Source organism: Romboutsia sp. CE17, assembly GCF_012317385.1.
Taxonomy (GTDB): Bacteria; Bacillota; Clostridia; order Peptostreptococcales; family Peptostreptococcaceae; genus Romboutsia_E.
The window spans coordinates 1,552,282-1,575,371 of record NZ_CP051144.1; the positions used below are offsets into that span (position 1 = coordinate 1,552,282).

24 protein-coding genes and 1 riboswitch are annotated in these 23,090 nt (G+C 28.7%); of the genes, 3 read left to right on the forward strand and 21 right to left on the reverse strand.

The genetic code is table 11. The features are described from left to right. Nucleotides 1-38 precede the first annotated feature (38 nt). The 5 genes from HF520_RS07440 to HF520_RS07460 all read right to left on the reverse strand — a co-directional run bounded on the left by HF520_RS07440 (nt 39) and on the right by HF520_RS07460 (nt 4,058). Nucleotides 39-872, reverse strand: a complete 834-nt coding sequence (locus HF520_RS07440; protein WP_168573420.1) for a hypothetical protein — start codon at nt 870-872, stop codon at nt 39-41. Between the two features lie 42 nt (nt 873-914). Further along, nucleotides 915-1,517, reverse strand: a complete 603-nt coding sequence (locus HF520_RS07445; protein ID WP_168573421.1) for a DNA-binding protein — start codon at nt 1,515-1,517, stop codon at nt 915-917. 307 nt (nt 1,518-1,824) lie between these two features. Beyond that, entirely contained in the window at nt 1,825-2,514 is a 690-nt protein-coding gene (locus HF520_RS07450; RefSeq protein WP_168573422.1) for a radical SAM protein, read from the reverse strand. Nucleotides 2,515-2,524: 10 nt separating this feature from the next. Next, the gene (locus HF520_RS07455; RefSeq protein ID WP_168573423.1) at nt 2,525-3,088 is read right to left on the reverse strand and encodes an ECF transporter S component; all 564 of its coding nucleotides are present in this window, start codon (nt 3,086-3,088) and stop codon (nt 2,525-2,527) included. A gap of 1 nt (nt 3,089) precedes the next feature. Beyond that, on the reverse strand, nt 3,090-4,058 hold the full coding sequence (locus tag HF520_RS07460) for a nucleoside hydrolase (RefSeq protein WP_168573424.1): 969 nt from the start codon (nt 4,056-4,058) through the stop codon (nt 3,090-3,092). A gap of 103 nt (nt 4,059-4,161) precedes the next feature. Beyond that, nucleotides 4,162-4,206: riboswitch (PreQ1 riboswitch) on the reverse strand. Between the two features lie 451 nt (nt 4,207-4,657). On the opposite strand from HF520_RS07460, the gene HF520_RS07465 reads away from it, so the two are divergent. Beyond that, nucleotides 4,658-5,692, forward strand: a complete 1,035-nt coding sequence (locus HF520_RS07465; RefSeq protein ID WP_330586329.1) for a PTS sugar transporter subunit IIC — start codon at nt 4,658-4,660, stop codon at nt 5,690-5,692. A gap of 87 nt (nt 5,693-5,779) precedes the next feature. On the opposite strand, the gene HF520_RS07470 is transcribed toward HF520_RS07465, so the two are convergent. Continuing rightward, the gene (locus tag HF520_RS07470; RefSeq protein ID WP_168573425.1) at nt 5,780-6,976 is read right to left on the reverse strand and encodes a pentapeptide repeat-containing protein; all 1,197 of its coding nucleotides are present in this window, start codon (nt 6,974-6,976) and stop codon (nt 5,780-5,782) included. 112 nt (nt 6,977-7,088) lie between these two features. Next, on the reverse strand, nt 7,089-7,589 hold the full coding sequence (locus HF520_RS07475; RefSeq protein ID WP_168573426.1) for a Na+/H+ antiporter NhaC family protein: 501 nt from the start codon (nt 7,587-7,589) through the stop codon (nt 7,089-7,091). 227 nt (nt 7,590-7,816) lie between these two features. On the opposite strand from HF520_RS07475, the gene HF520_RS07480 reads away from it, so the two are divergent. Together HF520_RS07480 and aspD are read left to right on the forward strand one after the other, a co-directional pair. Next, a complete protein-coding gene (locus tag HF520_RS07480; RefSeq protein ID WP_168573427.1) occupies nt 7,817-8,803 on the forward strand; it encodes a lipoate--protein ligase in 987 nt (328 codons plus the stop codon). Nucleotides 8,804-9,125: 322 nt separating this feature from the next. Beyond that, nucleotides 9,126-10,763, forward strand: coding sequence for an aspartate 4-decarboxylase (aspD, locus tag HF520_RS07485; protein WP_330586228.1), 1,638 nt, complete (start codon nt 9,126-9,128; stop codon nt 10,761-10,763). A 130-nt stretch (nt 10,764-10,893) separates the two neighbouring features. On the opposite strand, the gene HF520_RS07490 is transcribed toward aspD, so the two are convergent. The 14 genes from HF520_RS07490 to HF520_RS07555 all read right to left on the reverse strand — a co-directional run bounded on the left by HF520_RS07490 (nt 10,894) and on the right by HF520_RS07555 (nt 23,083). Further along, nucleotides 10,894-11,907: a phosphotransferase gene (locus tag HF520_RS07490; RefSeq protein ID WP_168573429.1), complete on the reverse strand. Its 1,014-nt coding sequence runs from the start codon at nt 11,905-11,907 to the stop codon at nt 10,894-10,896. A 139-nt stretch (nt 11,908-12,046) separates the two neighbouring features. Beyond that, nucleotides 12,047-12,595, reverse strand: a complete 549-nt coding sequence (locus HF520_RS07495; protein WP_168573430.1) for a BMC domain-containing protein — start codon at nt 12,593-12,595, stop codon at nt 12,047-12,049. A gap of 25 nt (nt 12,596-12,620) precedes the next feature. Continuing rightward, on the reverse strand, nt 12,621-13,547 hold the full coding sequence (locus HF520_RS07500) for a hypothetical protein (protein WP_168573431.1): 927 nt from the start codon (nt 13,545-13,547) through the stop codon (nt 12,621-12,623). A gap of 1 nt (nt 13,548) precedes the next feature. Next, complete coding sequence (locus HF520_RS07505; RefSeq protein WP_168573432.1) at nt 13,549-14,880, reverse strand: SLBB domain-containing protein; 1,332 nt, start codon at nt 14,878-14,880, stop codon at nt 13,549-13,551. A 13-nt stretch (nt 14,881-14,893) separates the two neighbouring features. After that, nucleotides 14,894-16,300: an aldehyde dehydrogenase family protein gene (locus tag HF520_RS07510; protein WP_168573433.1), complete on the reverse strand. Its 1,407-nt coding sequence runs from the start codon at nt 16,298-16,300 to the stop codon at nt 14,894-14,896. Nucleotides 16,301-16,315: 15 nt separating this feature from the next. Further along, nucleotides 16,316-17,284: a cob(I)yrinic acid a,c-diamide adenosyltransferase gene (locus HF520_RS07515; protein WP_168573434.1), complete on the reverse strand. Its 969-nt coding sequence runs from the start codon at nt 17,282-17,284 to the stop codon at nt 16,316-16,318. Between the two features lie 13 nt (nt 17,285-17,297). Then, nucleotides 17,298-17,567: a EutN/CcmL family microcompartment protein gene (locus HF520_RS07520; RefSeq protein WP_168573435.1), complete on the reverse strand. Its 270-nt coding sequence runs from the start codon at nt 17,565-17,567 to the stop codon at nt 17,298-17,300. Nucleotides 17,568-17,579: 12 nt separating this feature from the next. Continuing rightward, nucleotides 17,580-18,446 carry a flavoprotein gene (locus HF520_RS07525; protein ID WP_168573436.1) on the reverse strand — a complete coding sequence of 289 codons (867 nt, stop codon included), beginning with the start codon at nt 18,444-18,446 and terminating at the stop codon, nt 17,580-17,582. A gap of 11 nt (nt 18,447-18,457) precedes the next feature. After that, nucleotides 18,458-19,342 (reverse strand): ethanolamine utilization protein EutJ, encoded by an 885-nt coding sequence (gene eutJ, locus HF520_RS07530; RefSeq protein ID WP_168573437.1) that lies wholly within the window; start codon nt 19,340-19,342, stop codon nt 18,458-18,460. After that, on the reverse strand, nt 19,297-19,935 hold the full coding sequence (gene pduL / locus HF520_RS07535) for a phosphate propanoyltransferase (RefSeq protein WP_168574789.1): 639 nt from the start codon (nt 19,933-19,935) through the stop codon (nt 19,297-19,299). The genes eutJ and pduL overlap by 46 nt, the downstream gene beginning before the upstream one ends. Nucleotides 19,936-19,969: 34 nt before the next feature. Further along, entirely contained in the window at nt 19,970-20,251 is a 282-nt protein-coding gene (pduA, locus tag HF520_RS07540; RefSeq protein WP_243155232.1) for a propanediol utilization microcompartment protein PduA, read from the reverse strand. 14 nt (nt 20,252-20,265) lie between these two features. Beyond that, nucleotides 20,266-20,874: a BMC domain-containing protein gene (locus HF520_RS15360; RefSeq protein WP_168573438.1), complete on the reverse strand. Its 609-nt coding sequence runs from the start codon at nt 20,872-20,874 to the stop codon at nt 20,266-20,268. A 30-nt stretch (nt 20,875-20,904) separates the two neighbouring features. Then, complete coding sequence (locus HF520_RS07550) at nt 20,905-21,264, reverse strand: glycerol dehydratase reactivase beta/small subunit family protein (protein ID WP_168573439.1); 360 nt, start codon at nt 21,262-21,264, stop codon at nt 20,905-20,907. Between the two features lies 1 nt (nt 21,265). Next, nucleotides 21,266-23,083 (reverse strand): diol dehydratase reactivase subunit alpha, encoded by a 1,818-nt coding sequence (locus HF520_RS07555; RefSeq protein ID WP_168573440.1) that lies wholly within the window; start codon nt 23,081-23,083, stop codon nt 21,266-21,268. Nucleotides 23,084-23,090 lie beyond the last annotated feature (7 nt).

Below are 23,090 nucleotides of genomic sequence, written 5' to 3' on the forward strand. Positions count from 1 at the left end.
TATCATAAACTATGAATTTATACTTACAAATCTAAATTTTAGTACTTAGTAACTTGAGCTTCATTCGCTTCTAAATCTATATCTATATTAGACTTTGAGTCAATATCATCATATATATATCCAATTATCTTCACTTCATTAGCATTTTTCTCTGATTTTATTGTTATATCTGCTTCTTCTAGAGGTTTTAATGCTGAGTATGGAGACTCATGATATACTCTTATGTATTCACCTTTTTTATTTAACTCTGCAATCTTTAAAGTTATATTTCCAAGATTTTTAGATGAAGTATTTTTAACCTTTACTAGATAATTTTCTCCATCCTTACTACTCCCCAACTTTTCCATATCAGAAATATCTAAAACTTCGTAATCATAGCTATCTTTTATATCAATGTCTTTTTCACTTATTTTTACTGAATCATCTTTAAGATTAACTGTAATATCATTTTTATCTGCTATATATTCATAACCTATAATGTTGATAGTTTCACTTGATTCCTTTAAATTAAAGCTTGCATTAAATATATCCTTTGGCTTTAATGTCATGTCTAAAAACATTTTAGATTCAGATATAATTTTACCTCTACTATCTAATTCATTATATACTAACCAAATATCAGAAATATTAAAACTAGATATATTTTTAATTTTATTTATAACTATTCTATTAGAACTATTCTTATTAATTTGTTTTAACTCTAAGTCTTCTATGTACAATGCTTTAGCACTATCCTCATTAACTTTATATTTGTCTAATAAAATATTTTCATCTTTACTTTTGACTTCATTTTTATTACATGATACTAAACCTACTAAAGTTGTCATGGATATAACTACTATTGTCGCTATTTTTTTGTTAAATTTATTCATCTTAATCCACCTCGTATTTAGTATATGCCTGTAAATCAAAATTTAAAGTAAATGCTTGTATTCTTTCATAAAATCTTTTAATGCTTGAGTTATTATTTGCTGTTTACTAAACTCCGAATTACTACATAGTCTTTCAAATTCTTGCCATGTATTTTTTTCTACCTTTATACTTGTACTCTTAAACTCTTTTGATTCTAGATCTTCAATAACTATATCTTTTTTTCTAGAATTTCTTTTAGGTTTCATTGATTTATAATCTTTCACTTCTAAATACCAATCATAAACCTCGCATAACTTATCTAAATCTTCTTGAGTTATATTTATTTTTTTGTCTCTTTTAAGCTTAGCTTTAGAAGTCACTTTTTTAGTTTTTTCCTCTATTTGATCAAATGTAATTTGAGTATTTTTTTTATTGGTTTTATTACTATTTAAGGTTGTTTTATTATTCCTTGTTTTTGTATTGCTTTTAGTAGATTTATCTTCATTAGTTGAAATATATATTCCATTTTCAGATTTATATCCCATTTTATTTAGAAACCTTCTTAATGTGGTCGGCTTAATACCTATTTCTTTAGATATATTATCAAAACTTATATTTTTACTTTGAAGTTTTAAAAATGCTTCTAATCTCTCATTAACTTCCATATCATCCTCCATCGTAATTCATATATGTCTATTTACATTTTGAAATTATTTTCCCCTAATATCACATAATTTTTTATTAAAATTTTTAATTAATACAGTTTAAATATATATATCTAAATATCATACCTTATTACTTATATAATAGCAAATCTATTTTATTTATTGTAATTTATATGATAAATAAAAAAATAAAACTAACTTAAATTAATAAAAATAAAAAAGTTATCTTTTAAATCAATTACAGTATTCAAAAGATAACTTTTTATATATTAAATATTTATTTTTCTAGTTTTAGCTTATTTGTATTTTAATCCCCCACTCCAAAGTCAGTATTATTGTATAAAACCTCTATATCCGTATTTTTATCAATAAAATCATACTTTTCTATAAACCAATTTACTAAATTTTCATCTCTTTTTATTGATGTAGTATTATTTACAAACACATTTATAGTTGCATGTTCAAAGTTATTTAAAACTATGTTCATATCCTTATCTATCATCTCTTTTGTTTGCCCTTTTATACCAACTAACATACAAGGAGAATCAAAATATTCTTTTAGTTCATCAACCGTTTTAAATTTTGCATTTTTATTTAAAAAATTATTTCTAAAATCATAGTCAAAACTTTCTACCCCTATTTTAAAAACTATAGGAATATTGAAAAATTCTCTCATTTCCTTAAGCTTATTCCTATAACACCAATGGCTTTCTAAGAATAATTTTTCTATTTTTTTCTCTTCAATTATTTTTTTTATTTTATTCAGAGTAGCCTTTGGTATTTCAAAACAGCTACCTGAATTTATTACTTCTAATACTTTATACTTACCACTTATATTTTCTAAAACCTCAAAGTTTATTTTATTTATTTCTTCCTCTGAGGTTGAATTATCATCTATATAGTCACAAAAGGAGCATTTGCCCCATACACATGGGAACCCCTTAAGTAAAACAATCTCTCTTTTATTTTTATTGTCTATTGTACTATATCTTTCCATATCTTTCTCCTTATTTGTTAGTTGTTAAAGATATTCTTAAACTCTTAGGCATTGCATTTACACCTAAATTCACTAAAATAACACCTAATAATTTATCAGCATAATCAGTTACTATCTGTGTTAAGAATATATTACTAAATAAATTCCCTATACTTAGCACTTCTAATGCTTGAACAATATATGATGAACCAGAAGAAGTTACTCCTTCAAATACAACTGCAGCTATCATAGCACTTATTACAGATGTAGGAAATACAAATATAAGTGTACCTATAAAAGTCTTTACACCTTTAAGCATACCTTTTCTAAACATTATTCCAGCTAAAAAACCTGTACTTATTTGTACTGGCGCAAAGTAAAATGAATATATATCAAATGTCATTCCACTTACTATACTACCTAAAAAACCTGAAATAACTGCATACTTAGGTCCTAAAATTGAAGCTATTAGTATAGTCCCAATAGAATCTAAATATATTGGAAGTTTTAAAGTATATGCAATAAATGCTCCAACTACATTTATAGCTATACCTAAGCCTATTAAAGAAATATTCTTAATAGAAATATTTTTCATATTATATAACCCCCTTAACTGAATCTATAATCTCTTCATGTCCTTTAAATATTCTTTTTAAGAACATATTCATGAATCTTTTTTCATCAACTTGAGTTAATATAATAGAATTTTTATCTCTTTTATAAAAATCAAATGAATCTACTACAGTTTGCCCCATAGCAATTCCTTCTTCTACAACTTCAACAAATGAATCAAATCCGCTACAAATACTTCTATCTATAAAATATGCTACAGCTAATGGATCATTAATAACACATCCTATAATACCTTCTTGCTCCCAATGAAAATCTATATAAAATCTAGTTATTTCTGTTATATACTTAGCTATATTTTTATCAAGTCTATTTATAAACTCAATAATATTTGGTGTTAATACAATTTTTCTTGTCACATCTAATCCAATCATATGAATTTTTTTAGGTAAATTCTTGTATACATAATCTGCAGCATGTGGATCTACCCAGTAATTAAATTCAGCTACCGGTGAACAGTTTCCATGAATTCTAAAAGCTCCTCCCATAGATACAAATTCATCTAAATTATTAAAAGCATCTTTATCTTTTATAAGAGCTTTAGCTATATTAGTAAGCGGTCCTAGAGCTATAATTGATACATCTTTATTATTTTTTAAGGTATCAATTATAAAATCTACTGCATTTTCCTTTGCCTTAACTTCAGTTACTTTTTCATAGAAATTTTCTCCCATACCATCTTCTCCATGAGTATCCTGTGCTGTTACAAGTTCTCTTTTTAATGGATTTTCTTCACCTATATAAACTGGAATATCTAGAGAAGAACACATTTGAAGTGTTTTTAAAGCATTTTCTGCTCCAGTTTCAGCTTTAACATTACCACTACATGTGGTAATACCGAGAATTTCTAGCTCTGGTGAGTTTACTGCTAGAAGAATTGCCAGAGAATCATCAATCCCTGGATCACAGTCAATTATAACTTTTCTTTTTTGCATAACAAATTCCTCCTTAAAAATTATAAATAAGGAGAACCTTTAACTTTTTTTTGAACAAAAAAAGCCGTATCTAAGGATTTTACTTATATACTGCCACTATATAAATACCTTAGTTTTTTATACTGGGAGGTTCTCGAACCAGTCAGGAATATTTTAATACTGTAACATTATTATATACTCCTATTTTTATAAGTTTTATAAAGGTCATTGTAAGATATATTTATCTATATGACTCTTTTATTTTACCATAATACTATTCTTAAACCAATAATTTTATACTCTAATTTTATATTAGATAAAATTTATAATTAACATTAGTATATATATCTATATTAATTACTTTTTATATTTTTAGTTTTAATAATTTTCCTACTTATTTATAAATACTATAGATAAATATAAACGAAAATCATCATAAATATTTATTTCTATATTTAATATTCGTTTAATTTTTTGTCACTTTTTGAGTTTTTTTTAGAAAAATATATTTACAAATCTAATTATTTACTTTATAATCATAATTAATCTCGTGAATAATTAAACGAGGGAAAACAGTATCATTAGGACTTATAAAATTTAATACATCAGGAGGTAAAGTTATGATACAAATATTAACAAGTACTGCTTTATTACTAGTGGTATTAGCAGGATTTACTTTATTCAGTTACAAGGCCCCGCAAGGTATGAAGGCTATGGGTGCATTAGCAAACGCTGCTTGTGCTAGTTTCTTAGTTGAAGCATTCCACGCTTCATTATTCGGTCAACAAATGGGAATAGAATTCTTAAATGCTGTAGGTGGAGCAAACGGTTCTTTAGGTGGAGTTGCTGCAGGTATATTAGTTCCTTTAGCATTAGGTGTTTCTCCAGTATATGCAGTTTTAGTTGGTTTAACAGTTTCAGGATTTGGAATACTTCCAGGTTTCGTTGCTGGATACTTAATTTCTTTCGTAGTTAAATTCTTAGAAGAAAAAACTCCAGCTGGACTTGATTTAATAGTTATAATATTAGTTGCTGCTCCTTTAACAAGAGGTATAGCAATGGTAATGAATCCAATAGTAAATAATACATTAATGCAAATAGGACAAGCTTTAATAGAAGCTCAACAAACTAGTCCAATATTAATGGGTATAATACTTGGTGGATTAATAACAGTTGTTGCTACTGCTCCATTATCTTCAATGGCGTTAACATCTATAATAAACTTAACAGGTGTTCCAATGGCTATAGGTGCTTTAGCAGTATTCGGTTCTTCTTTCATGAACTATGTATTCTTCTCAAAAATGAAGTTCGGTTCAAAGAAAGATACAATAGCAGTTGCTATAGAACCATTAACTCAATCTGATATAATATCAGCTAACCCAATACCAGTATTTGTTACTAACTTCATAGGTGGAGCTTTATCAGGTGTTATAGTTGCTTTAATGGGACTTAGCATAGATACTCCAGGTTTAGCTACTCCAATCGCAGGATTTGCTGTAACAGTTGGACAAAATGGACCAAGAGCTTTAATAGCTGCTGCTGGATGTATAGTAGTAAGTGTTATAGCTGCTTATATAGGATACGCTATGTTCAAAAACTACAAAATAGTTACTGCAGATGTAATACGTGGTACAGAGTCTAAGGAAGTTGCTTAATATTTAAGTTTAATAAACAGAAAATTAAAAGTCGCTGCCAAGCAAATATATTTTGCTAATGGCCGCGACTTTTTTATTTATATAATATTAATTATTTTTTGCTTTCTTTATTAATGTTGCAACTCCTACTCCCATCATAAGTAAACCGATTATCATCTCAATATTACTTATAATATAGGTACTAGGTATTGGTTCTGAGTTAAATGCACCTACTCCTGTAAATAAACCAACACTTAAATTAAAACTTTCATTTAAATAACTTAAATTTGTCCTAAAGTCATTATTAATAATGGATGATAAAGTTAACCTTATACTTTCATCCCCTATTTTTATTCCTAAAAATAAATATAATATAGCACATAAAACAATTACTCCTAAAGAAAAAAATACTGGATATAAAGCTCTTTGACCATATCCACATGTTATCCAATATATATATGAACCTAGTTTTGGGACTATTTTTTTCAAAGATTTTCTTTCACATACTTTTCCTAAATAGTAGTATTCACCATAATTGTCTACTAAATTATTTTCTTTACACTTAAAAGCTATAGCTTCATAAGCCGTATATATACCTTCGTACTCTTCTTTAGTTTTTTCTATTTCTGGTATTTTACCAAAACATGTTTTATCATCAAATTTAGTTTTGTCTTGATCATTAAAATCTAAATCAATAATATAACAATCTAAAGTCTTAAAACCAGAAAGATTACAGTCTTCAAAAACTATTTTGTCAAGCTTACATTCTTTAATTAACCCCTTGTTTATATAAGTCATTTCAAAAGATGAGTTAGTTATGTTGCAATTTTCAAACATTGACATAGATAAGTCACAGTTAAAAAATCTAACATACATATTACAATTATAAAAGCTACATCCTAAGTTATCTTTATTATTTAGTGATGGTAGTTGTTCAGTACCTTCCTTTATAAAAATACAATTTTCAAAGGTTACTCCCCCATCTTTAAAATTACAGTTTTCAAATATGCATCCAATAAAATTGCAATTTTTATATCTTATATTTTTAAAATTACAGTCAGTAAATTTAGTACATACAATATCTTTACTTTCAACTATTCTAAAATCAGCTTCATCTAGAATACCTTCTTTTCCAAAGTTAGCCTCATTAAAATCTTTAAAGCTATATTCTTTACATGGAGTATAATCCATTATATCTTCTTTATTTTTTAATATATATTGCCTTATTTTTAAATTATTTTTTTTTCTATTTTCAATTTGATTGTTTATTGAGGCACGTTCTTCTTTAAAATTTATATATGCCATGATTAACTCCTTAATTTTAATCTTATATAAATTAAAGAGCCATAAAGTTAAAATATTAAATATTTTTTATAGCCCTGTTTCTAGTATTTCTCTATTTATTACTTTATATTCTTTATGCTACCTTTTTACAAGTATTTGAATTCCTATAAATATGGTCAATATCATAGATTAAATTATAAAAAATTGCACCTGTTAATACTGCACTCGTACTTACTACAATATAAGACATATCTGGATTTATTGAATATGCTAAAGGTATTGCAAGTAGCATAAGTATTCCCATTGTTCCATAATATGTTCCAGTTGCAAATGATATAATAGATCCTAAAATAAATATTATACTTGGTAACAAGAATGCTGTGAATGATAATGGAGCATCTTTAAATAATTGTATCAATGTAGCATTCTCTCCAGCCATTATTGAAGAATATCCACTGGAGTAAAATGCTACAAGATCTGATATTATTAATGTACCTATTGGTATTATAGCATTCCATATATTTAATTTTACACCTTCTTTAGGCCCTAAGTCTGAATGTTCACTAGTTGAATCTATAGCTACCTCTAATTGCTCCTTTTCACCTTTTCTAGCTCTTATTTCAGCTTTTCTCATTGGTCCAAAATCTTTTAATAATACAGTTGTTACTACTATAAATACTAATATTAATTGTAATATTTTTCTGAAAAGTTTTTATCTTTTGTCTTCTAATAAAGAAATATTCTAATCTATTTTACTTAATTGTATTTACCTTTCTTTCTATAAAAGGATTTTGACTTTTTTTATAGAATAATATATTTTTCATTAGTTTTATGTATAAAAGTTTTAAGGGGGAAATAAAGATGTTACTAATTTATAATGATAATACTAATCCATACTTTAACTTAGCAATGGAAGAATACTTATTAAAAACTACTACTGAAGATCTATTTATATTATGGAGAAATAAGCCATCTATTATCGTTGGGAAAAATCAAAATACTCTATCTGAAATAAACTTAGATTATGTTAACGAAAACTCCATACCTGTAGTAAGAAGACAATCTGGTGGAGGTGCTGTATTTCACGATTTAGGAAATCTTAATTTTACCTTTATATCTTGTAATAATAATTCTTTCAGCGATTTTAGAAGATTTACTCAACCAATAATAGATCTTCTTAAAACTCTAAGCATAAATGCTGAATTTTCAGGAAGAAATGATTTGTTAATTGATGGTAAGAAATTCTCTGGAAATGCACAATATAACTACAAAAACAAAGTTATGCACCATGGTACTTTATTATTTTCCTCCCATATAACAGATTTATCTAATGCTTTAAAAGTTAAAAGTATTAAATTTGAAGGAAAAGGAATAAAATCGGTTAAGTCTCGTGTTACTAATATAAGTGAACATCTAAACAATAAGTTAGACATACTAGAGTTTAGAGATTTAATCATGAATTATATGCATTCTATAAATCATGAAAATTACTTTTATAATTTAAGTAAAGATGATATTAAAGAAATTGAAAGTTTAGTAGAAAATAAATATAGTACATGGGAATGGAATTTCGGCCATTCACCTAAGTATTCTCTTTCTAATGAGTTAAAATATCCAGGTGGAAATATAGAGTTTAACTTAGAAGTTGAAAAAGGTATTATATCTAAATTAAAATTCTATGGTGATTTCTTCGGAAAAGAAGATATTTCATCTTTAGAGTTTTTATTACAAGGAATAAAGCATGAAAAAAATAGTCTTATAGATGTTTTAAAACATGTTAATATAAATAATTATTTTTTAGGTGCAGATATAGATATACTAATTTCAGGTATTCTTGGCGCTAAATAATAAAAAATAATATCTAAAAAAATTCGAACTAATATATAGTACAAGCTAATTTTTAATTAAATTGTATTTATTAGTTCTTTTTTATTTCAAAATTTTATTTGTAATTTTTTATTAAGAAATTTTTACACTTAGTTATTTAAAACTTATTTTATTTAAGTATAAAAACATTTTATCTTTACTTTTTAAATAACTTCGTCTTTAATACACTTTTTTTTAAATATAAATACTCTTTATGCATTATTTTATTATTTACTTTTTATAAATTTTATATATAATTTAAGTTAGTAATTAATAAGTTATTGGATTTATGGAGGTAGTAAGTTTGAAATATTCATATAAAGAATTAAAATTAATGTATGAAAGAATTAGTCCTTTTGAGTTTAAAGATAAATTAATAGATTTAGCTAAATATAGTGCAGATAAAAATAATAAAAATATATTAGATGCAGGTAGAGGAAATCCTAATTGGACAGCTGCATCTCCTCGTGAAGCATTTTTTACATTTGGACAATTCGCCGTTAATGAAACTCGTTTAACTTGGGATTTAGGAGATTTAGCTGGTATGTCAAGAAAAAGTGGTATTACAAAGCGTTTTTATAAGTATATAGAAGAAAATTCTAGTATGCCCGGTATTAATTTATTAAAAAATATAATTGATTACGGTATAAATAATCTTAAATTTGATGGTGATGAATTTATTTATGAGTTAACAGACGCTATAATTGGAGATAATTATCCATTCCCAGATAGAATGCTTCCTCATATAGAAAAAATTGTTCACGATTATTTATTAAAAGAGATGAAGTATGATACAAATAAAGGTGGAAAATTGAATATATTTGCTGTAGAAGGTGCTACTGCTGCAATGTGCTATATATTTGATTCATTAATATCTAACGAGCTTTTAAAGTATGGTGATAAGATAGCTATTATGACGCCTATATTTACTCCATATCTTGAAATACCTCATTTACCTAAGTATAATTTTGATGTTGTTTACATAAATGCAGATGAAGTGGACGAGAATGGAATTCATACTTGGCAATATTCTAAAAAAGAGCTAGACAAGTTAAGAGATAAATCAATAAGTACTTTATTCCTTGTTAATCCAAATAACCCAGCTTCTATAGCTATGGATGAAAGTACCTTTAATAATATAATTGATGTAGTGAAAAATTATAACAAAGACTTAATGATTATATCTGATGATGTTTACGGAACATTTGTACCTGAATTTACATCTTTAATGGCGAAACTTCCTTATAATACTCTTGGGGTTTATTCTTACTCTAAGTATTTTGGAGCAACAGGATGGAGATTAGGAACTCTGGCATTACACGAAAATAATGTCTTTGATAAAAGAATAAGTGAGTTAAGTGATGAACTAAAAAATTCTGTCAATTCAAGATATAAAGATATGAGATTAAATCCATCATCTATTTCTTTTATGGATAGAATTGTTGCTGATAGTAGACTAGTATCTTTAAATCATACAGCAGGCCTTTCTACTCCTCAACAAGTTCAAATGGCATTTTTCTCAGCATTTGCTTTAATAGATAAAGAAGATTCATATAAAGCACTAAATATTGATATTTGTAACAGTCGTAAAAAATTATTATTTAAAGGCTTAGATTTAGAATTAGAAGAAAATAAAAACGATGCAGCCTACTACTATCAATTTGACATAGAAAATTGGGCTAGAATATACAACGGAGAGGAATTTGTTAGATTTTTAAAATCAAATTATGAATTACTAGATATTTTATACAAGCTAGCTAATAATTACTCTATAGTTCTGCTTAGTGGACATGGATTTGCTGGACCAACATGGTCAGTAAGAGTTTCTTTAGCGAACCTAGAAAGTGAAGCGTACTATAAAATAGGACAAGCATTAAAGGAAATTTTAACTTCTTATGTAGAAGAATGGAAACAATATATGCAAATCCCTGCTCACATATAATCATATAGTTCTACAAAAATAAGGTTATACCTTTTGATTAAATCATAAATTAATATTATGCTTAGTCACTGTATAACCTTATTTTTTAAGTATAATTATTATATTAAAATACTTTCAATAAAACTAATAGTTAACTTATACTATCTAAAACAATTATTAAATTTTCTATCCACCAATTTATATTATGTACATGATATTTATCATTTAAATCACTTCTACTTATAAGAGCTGCTAAAAACATTCTACATGAACATAATATTCCAACCTTTAATAAGGTCTCCCAAGTTTTTTTAGTAAAACTATATCCTAAATATTTTTCTAATGATTCTTTATAAAAATAAATAAGATCAATTTTATCAGTTTTATAATCTACAGAACTCATAATATACCATAATAAATCTAATGTACATGGTCCACATCCACTATTAGCCCAATCTATAAACCTTACATCATATTTATCCATATATAAGGTATTATCAGGTCTATAGTCTCCATGTACAAAAGTTTTAGGATAATAAGGAAATTTTTGATCTATATTTCTAAGCTCACAGTATTTTTTATATAATTCGTCTCCAAGAAATTCTTTTACTTTTCTCCATCCATAACGATTATCTTCTTTAAATTCTTCAACTTGACTTAAATTTTCCTCTTTTAGAAAATAGTAGTAGCCTTCTACACTAAGCAATGACTTATATCTTAAAACATCATATTCATTAAATTTAGCATGAAACTTAGCTAAATTATCTAAATAAGCATAATAATCATCACTATTTTTGTCTGCTCCTATGTAATTAGACATATCATTCATCAAAATTGCATAACTTTCACTATCTTCATAATACGCTATATATACATCTTTTATAAATTCTTCTAGTTTATCAAATATATTTTCTTTAAAAATAGTAAGTTCTCTTCCCTTATCATTGCTGACTTTCGCTAACCAATCTTCTTTCAAGTTATTTACTTTTAAATAAAGAATCTTATTAATATTATCTCCTTTTATTCTAAGTTTGTACATTTTAGACCCTGATAGCCCCGTTGTACTTATATTTTTTATATCCATATCTATAATATTACTTACTATATTACCTAATACCTTTTCACTCAATAAATCTTTTATTGATGATGCTCTGTACACACCCATGTGATTTCCCCCTCATGTAGTAAGTTTATAACCCTTTCCCTATCAAGATTAATTTATATCTTAATAAAGAAAGGGCTATAAATAGATTGACAATAAATCTAATTATAAGCCCTTACTGCATCTATCTATTTTATCAATACTATCTAAGTTTTTCTATTAAGCTCTTATGAGGTGAAGATATTACAGAAGTACTTATTATAGATCCTGAGTCTTCTAATTCGTTTAAACAAGATTTAATAGCTGATTTTACAGCTGATATCTCCCCTGTTAATATCAAAAAACCTTTTCCCCCTAATCCTTTTGCAATTCTAGTTTCTATTAATTTTACATTAGATGCTTTTACAGCTATATCACCTGCTTTTATAGCAGTTAATGCTGATATAGTTTCTATTGCACCTATTGATTTTACATTATCTATTTCTGTAAACCCAGCTAAAGATATTAATACATCTTCATGTATATTATTTATTACATGAGATTCAACTAAAAATATTCCGGCAATTCTTTTTCCTGACTCTACAGAACTTTTTACTGCACCTACATCTCCAGATATTAATATCATATATTTTCCTGGACAAATAGGATTTGCCATTATTAATTCCACATTAGCAGCCTTTAGCATTTCATCTGCTGTTTCTATACCAATAGGAATACTTTTAATTTCTACAAGGCCTATCGCTTTCTTCAATTGTATCCCCCTCTTCTTTTTCTAATTATTTAAACACGATGAATATTATAAATGATAGTAAGAATATTGTACATGCAGGTGGGTCAATATGACTATCACAGTAGCTATTAACTGTTTTAACAAAGAATTCACCAAGTATAGCTGCTATTATAGCAACAACTACTCCTATTATTGGATTGCCTGAATAAACAAAGGCATAAGCCGCAGTTATACTTATATGATGAGTTGTTGGTGAAGTAAAACCTATTTGTGCAAATATTAATGATACTGCACTTATAGCAAATACAAATCCTGGGAATGATCCTTGCAATACTTCCTTTGATACTCCAAGACTTTCAAGTAATGCACCTGTATAACATACTGCCATACCAACTACTAATCCAAGCACTATAATATATATTAGTGAATTTCCTTTAGGTAAATATTCTCTAGAAGTATTACCTTCATATTTACCAGTTAAGCCAGTTTTTCCTATAGCAAATCTAACTATTAATCCTGATGTTGCAACAGTCATAGCCACTGTATCTGTAGGTAATACAAGAATATTGGCGTATAAGTAGTTTATTAAAAATCCTATCACACCAAATAAACCACCTACTAATATTACCGATGCATCTCCAGTACCATTTAAGCTATAAAGTATATCAGCACCATTTGTTATACCTTGAGGTGTAGCTACTGCTACGTCTCCTCCTCCTAGGTTCCCACCAGCTAAAGTATTATTTTTTCTAGCTGCATAAGCTGCAGCTGCAACCCCACCAGCAAAGGCTACATGAGGTCCAAATAGCGGGCCAAAAGCTACATTACCTGTTATTACATCAACACCTGATCCTAAACCAATAGCTGTTCCTATAATTGCTATAACACCTGTCATAATAAACGCTGGTAAAGCCCCTAGCGATGCCCCAAAAGCTCCTCCTCCGAATGCTGCAAGTATTGATAAAACGCTCATTCTACATCCCTCCATTGATTATAATCATATTATTTCTAATATCATGTATAATTCCATCGACGCTTGAATGAATATTACTACCTAGCTTACTTTCTTCAATCTTTGCTATTAAATCTCCTTTAAAAACTCTGTCACCTATTTGTACAATTGGTACTGCAGGTGAACCAATATGTTGATTTAAAGGAATTTCTATATAATTTACATCAATTTTAACAGCCATTAAAGGTGCATCTACATCATATGAATTTAAACCTAGCTTATAAATTAATTTATTCACTGGATACTTTTTATATGACCTAAAAGGGTGAATATTTTTTGGTTGGTTTTTACAAGTATTTTTTATTCCACTTTCTCCTAAATTTTTCTTAAGAGAATTATGAAGTTTCCAAGGCTGTAAATTCATTACACATGCATATTCACATAATCTGCATTCACAGCATAAATATGCATTCACTGGAGTAACCTTATTGTCACATACACTACTATAACTAGCTAATCTCATCATCTTATCTGGATATATTCTATGACCAATCAAGTTTCTTGGACATACTTCGCTACAATGACTGCAATGCATACATGCAATTTTAGCTTCTTTTAACATTGTATTTATATCCTTAGTAAGTGATTTTACAAGAGAATGATCCTTAGGTAAAACTATAAGACCTTTAGTAGTTTTCGTTATAGGATTTTTCACATCTGTAATTTTTCCCATCATAGGTCCACCGTTTATTACTACATACTCTTTTAAATTAGTTCCTCCTGCTAAATCTATAACCTCTTCTATACTCATACCTATAGGTAACTTTAATGTTTTTGGTGATTTAACTTCACCTGTAATAGTTACATATTTTTCTGTAACAGGCTTATTGTCATAGTAAGCATCATATACATTGACTATAGTCTCTACATTAGAAACTATAGTCCCAACATTAAGAGGTATACCGCCTTCTGGAACGATTCTGCCTGTAACTTCATAAACTATAATTTGTTCATCTCCTGCTGGGTAGAAATTTTTTAATTTATGAATACTTATTCCCTCATATTCATCAATAATACTTTCTAATGAGTGTATAGCTTTTTTATATTTTTCTTTAAGCGCTATTACTGCGTATTTTGCACCAACATATTCCTTAATAAGTTTTAACCCTTCTAAAACTTTTCTAGCTTCTATATCCATTAACTGTTGGTCTACTCTTAAAAGAGGTTCACATTCGGCACCATTTATAATTACATACTCAGCCTTAGCATTTAATTTTACATGAGTTGGAAATCCTGCTCCACCAGCACCTACTACTCCAGCTTCTTTTACAAGGCTACATAAATCTTTTTCCAATTAGCTCACCTCTTTATCTAACATTAAATCCTTCTACAAGAACACATCTTCTTTTTCTAGTAAATGTTTTAGCTGAAGTTAGGCCCTCTCCTGTAGGTCCTGCTATTGTAAATGTTGTATGCCCTTCCCCTCCAACACCTATACCTGCATATGATGGTCCATTTTTAACAAATATAGTTGTTTGTATAAGCTTAGCCATTTTAGTTAATTTATCAACATTTTTAGAATGCATAATAGCTGTATGTCTGTTTCCATGCTCTACTTCAACTGCAAGATCTATTGCTTCATCTACATCTTTAACTCTTACAATAGGAAGTATTGGCATCATCAATTCTTCTTGTACAAAAGGATGGTCTTTATCAGTTTCCATTATTATTACTTTAATACTGCTATCAACTTCAATACCTAATTTTTTAAGTATATATTTTGCACTCTTTCCTACGAATTCAGTTTTTATCTTTAATTTATCATTAAGAACTAATTTTACAAGTTTATCTAACAAATCTTTATCAGTTATTTGATAAGCTCCACTTTTATTCATATTAAATATTAAATAATCTGCTATTGAATCTACAGCTATAACTTCTTTTTCAGCTATACAAGGTAAGTTATTATCAAAACTGCAACCATCTATAATATCTTTTGCCGCTTTTTCTATATCAGCAGTTTCATCTACAACAGCTGGTGGGTTTCCTGCACCTGCACCTATTGCTTTTTTACCTGAAGATAGAACTAATTTAACTATTCCAGGCCCACCTGTAGCTACTAATAATTTCACTTTGTCATGATTAACCATAATATTAGTATTTTCTATAGATGGTTCTGCTACTGAAACTACTAAATTTTCTGGTGCTCCTACTGTTCTTAATGCTCTATTTATTGTTTGTATAGTGAGCTTTGATACATTTTTAGCTCTTGGATGTGGACTGAATACTACAGAGTTTCCTGCTGCAATCATTCCTATACTGTTACAAAGAAGTGTTTCTGTTGGATTTGTTGTAGGAGCTATTGCACCTATAACACCAAATGGAGAAAGTTCTACTAAAGTAAGGCCATCATCACCTGAGATAGCTTCACTTTTTAAATCTTCAACTCCTGGTGTTTTATCTATAGCTAATCTATTTTTTATTACTTTATGTTCAAATTCTCCCATACCTGTTTCATCAACAGACATTCTTGAAATTAACTCTATAACTTCATCTTTAGAAAATTCTGCCTTTATAGCTTTTACAAATTTATCTCTATCAGCCATAGAGCATTTCATAAACTCTCTTTGTGCTATGTATGCTGCTTCAATTGCATCATTCATATTCTCAAATATTCCATCTACACATGTAGCACTTTCCTCTTTTTCTTTTATATCCATGCCTTCTATGACTTTTTTTACTACTTTTTCTATCTCTAAAGCACTAATGTTCATATCATTCCCCCCTGACTACAATGAATCTATTGCATATTGACATATTTTTATATCTTCTTCTACGGATCCTCCACTTACAGCTACAGCTCCAACTATCTTCCCATTAACCTCTATTGGAAATCCTCCACCAAATACTACGATTTTATTAGAATTTGTATTTTGAATTCCATAAAGTGATCCAGATTCTTTTGCTAGATCTGTTAATTTTGAAGTTGGCATTTTTAGTGAAAGAGCTGTATAAGCCTTATTTATAGATATATCTAAGCTTGCAAGTAGCGATCCTTCCATTCTGTGAACTAAAATTATATTTCCACCTTCATCTACAGCTGAAAATACTATTGGAACATTCATTTTCATAGCCTTTTCTTCTGCATATTCAGCCATTTTTTTTATATTAGTAAGATTGAAATCTTTAGATAATTTATCTTTTAATTTCTCTACAACCTTATTTTTTATAAACTCAACTTCACTATTATATTCTTCAACCCTTGCTAAAGCATATAAAGCATCTGATAGCCTATTAACATACTTTAATAAGTTATCTCTTACAGGTTCTACTTCATTTAAAGAAATTATTTTTCTTTCAGCTCTTCTGATTATAGTTCTAGCTACATGAAGTGATGATGATGCCTGATTTTTTCCTGGAACTACAAATTCAGTTTGTTTTCCAACAATTTTTGTACATTCATCAACTATACTTTCTAAGAAGTTAACGTCTTTTTCGCTAACTTTTCCTTGTAACATATCAAGCCCCTTCTCATCACTTGCAAGTTCTGCTCCAAGGCTAAATAATCTTTTTTGTATTGAGTTTACATAAATCCTTAAACTTTCATCTTTCAGATGAGAATAAGCAAGACCTAACATTGAATTTGCCTCATCTATAGTTCCATAACAATCAACTTTAGCACTATTTTTTTTTACTCTCTTACCACCGTATAAACTAGTCTCACCCTTATCTCCAGTCTTTGTATATAAATTAGCCAATGACTATCACATCCTAACTATTCACTTCTACAGTATCTACAATAGCTACTACTGCTGAATCTATAGGAGCCTTCTCTCTTTCAAGTATATATCTTGCAGAACTTCCTTTAGAAACTAATACTATTTCTCCAACACCTGCACCAACTGAATCAACTACTACTTCACTAGTATCAGTTACAACTAAGTGTTCATCTAACTTTTTTATAACTAGTAATTTAAAACCTACTAAAGCTTCATTCTTCGTTGTTGATACAACTGTTCCAACCACTTTACCTAAATACATATTTATTTCCCCTTATTCTTTAGTTAATGTTATATTTAATCTTTGTGCTTCATCCTTTGCTAAATCTGTTATCAATGTATTTTTTTTTATAAAAATTGTACTAAACTTTTTGTTATCCCAAATGTCCTTTCTGCTTAAAACTTTTTTATTTAATCTTATAGAAGAAATATCGTCTACAGTTTTAGGTTCAGCATTACTACTTACAACTTTATCACCATTAGATACGTAAACTTCGTTAATAAATTTATTCGATTTATATAAATTAAAACTTTTTAAAAGTATTTTATTTACATTTTTATATAGTTTTTCAGAAGAAGATAATTTTATATTATAACTTCTTAATATTTCAAGATTATTACTTAATCTTTTTTTATGAAAATCACTTAAGTTATCACCATATATTTCTCTTCTTTCTTTATTATCTGGACAACATCCATTTATAGATGCCACTATTGGCTTTCCTGACATTAATGCTTTTGATACTATATTTGTGACAAGAGTATCACTAATACAGTTTGCAATTTTTGCCGCCGAATTAATAGTTAAAGTTGGAATTACAATAACATTATTTCTCTGTAACAATTCTTTAATAACAGATCCATTTTCATTAGTTATTATGTTACTTACTCCAATAGCTTTTTTTACTGAATCTACAGTAATCACTTCCTGTGCGGACTTTGACATTACTACATCAAATTCCCATCCATCTCTTTTTAACTTATTTATGCTCTCTATAGATTGAGAATAACCTATAGTTGCTCCTGTAAATAAAATTAGTCCTCTCTTACTTCTATTTATTATCTTCTCAACTACTTTTTCTACAATGTAATCTATAATTGATTCTTCAATTATACTTTCTAATTGATTTTTTTGATTCAACTTATCACCTTCTATATATTGCAATTCATAGCTATTCCAAGAGGTGTTACTAAAAGTGGATCAATTGGCTTTATAGTATTTATCTTAGTTTCTCTTGTAAATATTTTTTCAAATTCACTAAAACAACAAGCTCCACCAACTACATATATTGTATCTACATCATATTCTTTTATATATTTATTTACAATAGAAGCCATTTTTTCCACTACTGGCTTGACTATAGTAAATACATCTCTTTCTTGTGCTTTATCCTTCTTAACTTTTTCAGCTTCTTCAAAAGTTTTTTTCATAAAACCTGCTAATACTAATGTCATATGAGTTCCACCAGTTGGTTCATCTGCTGTAAATACTACTTTTCCATCTTTTATAATGCTAATTCCAGTAGTACCGCCCCCTACATCTACTACAGCCCCATCACTTATTCCAAGGACACAAGATGCTGCCGTAGGTTCATCAATTACATTTATAACTTCTAAATCTGCTGATTCTACGACATTAGCAATTACCTTTGTGTTCCCTTTTGTGATTCCTGGCGGAATTGCTATTGCAGCCTTTGTAATAGGAATCCCTATGATTTCTTCAACCTTATCTTTTAATTCTCTAACTACTCTAGTTGCCCCTATATAATCTACAACTATTCCGTCTTTTACAACACTTGATGGGTACATAGCCCCAGCTATAGGTTTATTGTTAGAATCAACAACTGATAAAACTATATTAGCTGTGCCTAAGTCTACTCCAACTTTTAATTCACCCTCATAATGATTGCATCTTTTATTCTTTATAAGTTCTGAAAATTCTTCTATTAACTGGTTACAATTTTTTAACTCCACACTATCACCTATTTTTGCTATTTTTCTAATATTCGTACCAAGTCTCCATTTTTTACGCAACATGCATTTGCTTCATCCATATCCAAATGCATTTCAATATCATAATTATTAGAAACCCTTACTAAGACATTTCCAAGTATAGCTCTTCTAATTCCACTTATTTCAATATCAACTTCATCTTTATCTTTTATATTTAATTTAGAAGCAATTTCTGGAGTCATATGTATGTGTCTTAAAGCTGCGATTGTTCCTTTTTTAAGTTCTACACTCCCTTTAGGTCCAATAATAGTTATACCTGGAGTATTTTCTAACTTTCCAGATTCTTTTATTGGTGGATTTATTCCTAATTTAAAACCATCTGATATGGAAATTTCAACTTGAGTTTCGTCTCTTAAAGGTCCCAAAATCCTAACTTTTTTAAATTCACCTTTAGGACCTTTAATAGTTACAACTTCATTAGCAGCAAACTGACCTGGTTGTTTTAAATCTTTTATTTTTGTTAACTCATATCCTTTTCCAAATAGATGGTTTAAATCTTCTCTACATAAATGTATATGTCTATTAGAAATACCTATAGGGATTAAAACTTCATCTTGCTCATTTAATTTTTCCATAACCTTTTCTGTTATTAGCTTTACTAATGCATCTTGAGAAATTTCCATTTTAATCACCTTACAATATTATAGTTTCTTATTCTGCAGTTTTTGGTAATATTTTTTCAACATCTGTATGAGGTCTTGGTATAACATGTTTAGATACTAATTCCCCAACTTTTTCTGCGGCAACTGCACCTGCATCTACAGAAGCTTTAACTGCTCCTACATCTCCTCTTACCATAACTGTAACTAATCCTGAACCTATTTTTTCATACCCTACTAAAACTACATTAGCAGACTTTGTCATTGCATCTGCTGCCTCTATAGCTCCTACTAACCCTTTAGTTTCTATTAATCCTAATGCTTCTCCCATGATAAAACCTCCTACAATTAATTATTATTTTCTTCATAATGGATACATGTAGTTTTTAAGTCTCCTTTTTGTCTTGGACATTTCGGATCCTTACATAAATTACACGTATAATCTTTTTCATCTATACTTTCTTTTGTATTATCTGAATTATGTTCTTCTACTACATTATCTTCATCTAATCCTTGTGATTCATCAATCTTTTCATTACTTGAAATTTCAAAAGTATTATCTATTTCTTCTTTTACTTTTTCTATTTTATTTTCAATTATATCCTCATATTTATCTTCATGATTTTCTTTTACCTGCTGAGAAATTTCTACATTCTCTATATTTTCATATCCAATAGTATCACTATTTCTAATTAAGAAATCTATGCAATCACTTGGACGAGGTATTACTTTTGTACTAAATACCTTATTTACTTTATTTGCTGCTATAGTAGCGGCTTCAATGGCTGCTTTTACAGCACCTACATTGCCTTCTATCTTAACTACTGCCATTCCATTTCCTCTAGATAATTCATAACCTATTAGATTAACATTTGCAGATTTAACGCAAACATCAGCAGCTTCTATTGCAGCAGCAAGACCTACTGTCTCTATCATACCTATTGCTAATTGAGACATATAAATACCTCCTTTGATAATAACTATAGCTTATATTCCTTTAAATGGCATTTTTATAACTAATCTTGCTGCATTTGCACCTAAAGATCTTATTTTAGTAGAGTCACTATTTCTTGAAATTGTAAAAAGTGGCGAATCTTTTTTTAATTTGTTATAGTGAAGTACTATGTATTTTTCATCTATTCCAATTCCTACACCAAGAGAAGACTCTATACTTGCTTTATAGCCACTATCAACTGCATTTTCTATTCTTACAGGTAATACTTCATAAGGTATACCTTCTTCTTCTATTCCCCATAATACTTCTTTAATGTCAGCTTCTTTTATCTTATTTTCATCAAAAAATATTTTTATAACAGGTTTGCTATTTAAAATAGTGTCCATTCTCATATTACTTCACCTCTTCTGTCGAAGATAATATAAGACCTGTTGCAACTGCATTTCTTGGGCCTTCTATGCCTCTAATATTTGCCCTACCTGCAACTACATTATATTGAGATAGTGCATCAGTCACTAGCTGTGGAACTTCAAAGTCAAGTGCTGATCCACCTACTAAAACAACAAATTCAATATCTCTAATATTATTAGTTGGGCTAACATCAGATAAAGCTCTTAATGCATTTGTCACAAATACTTTTTCTTTTGCTTGCTTTCTAATTAACTTTATCTTTTCTATAGATTGATTTCCCTCTATTGGAATCATCATATCTTCTTTTAATATAACAACTTTTGCAAAAAATTTAGGGTCAAGAGGTTTATTAAAGAATTTAACCGTTCCATCTTCGTGTCTCAAATTAAATAAGCTTTCAACCTTAGCTAATGGATATTTTTTAATATCTTCTGCTAAATCAAAATCATCAAGACCTAACTCTGATTTAATAAGCATTGTAACCATATTACCTGCACCTGCTAAATGTATCGACTTTATTTCTCCATTTCTGGTTATTATAGATGCATCTGTTGACCCTGCACCCATATCAAGTATTGCAAGTGGTTGATTTGTACCAGGAGTGGTTAATGCTCCTCTTATGGCCATATCAGCTTCAACTCCACCTACTTCTACAGGTACTTTTAGTTTCTCACCTAATTCATCAGCGATCATTTGCATCTGAAGTTTATCTGCTTTTACCATCGCAGCAATGCCTACTGCATTTTCTAATGAGAACTCTTTTGCTAGTCCTCCCTTTACACTTTGTGGTACAAATGTATCTACCGCAAGTAAATCTTGTATTTTTATAACATTAGGATGTTGATTTGTAAGTTGGCTCATTACATGTCTTACTTTCTCTAACATTCCCCCTGCATTAGTTCCCGGTTCACCTTTTACATCGCAAATTTGACTTACAGAACTTACAGCCTGCATAATCTTTGTAGCACCTTGGTCTACATCTACAGACGCTCTTTTATTACTTCCTATTATTTCTATTTTTCCCGCTGGGATTTTTCTTTCTTTTACATCCCCCTTAGGGGTTTTTATGACTACTGCTGATCTATTTCCTATTAACGCCCTAGCTATAGGAACAATATGCTTTGTCTCATCAGATGTTAAATCAAATAGAGTAGCTATTCCATATGGATTTGATAGAACCTCAATAACCCTACCTACAGGAGCAACTTCTATAGCTGCTCTCATGCCTATGGGAACTTTATCCACTAAAGTTACTTCATCTATTATAGGAATTTTATTATTTAGTCTGTTATTAATTAAAACACCATCATCTTTTTTAGCTATTGCTCCTTTTATATTAACTCTACCATCATGTTGATTTATAGTTTTAGCTGCATATTCGAAATCTACTTCGGATGGTATTACAACTATTACATCTTCTTTTTCCTTAATATTTGAAAGATCATTTATAAGTGTAGTTATTCCTACACCTACACCTTCTCCACCGGGAGTATTTGGATTATGACCTATCATGGTAGACTCAGTTATAATAGTTTCTGTTATAGTTTCCATGGCTACATCTCCAATTACGGGAGCTGCTTCATTAACACGAATTCTATCTAAATCTTCTATGCTAAGCCCTGCTTTATCTAAGGACTGCTTCAATGATTGAAACAGCCCATTTATATTTTTTTTAGTCCCCTTAATCCCTGTAGTTGGTACTATGCCACTAGATAAAAATTCAATATTATTGCCATTTATTTTAGCTAGAGCTACTTCAGTAGTAGCATTACCTATATCTACACCAGCTACTATTTCCATAGCTTAC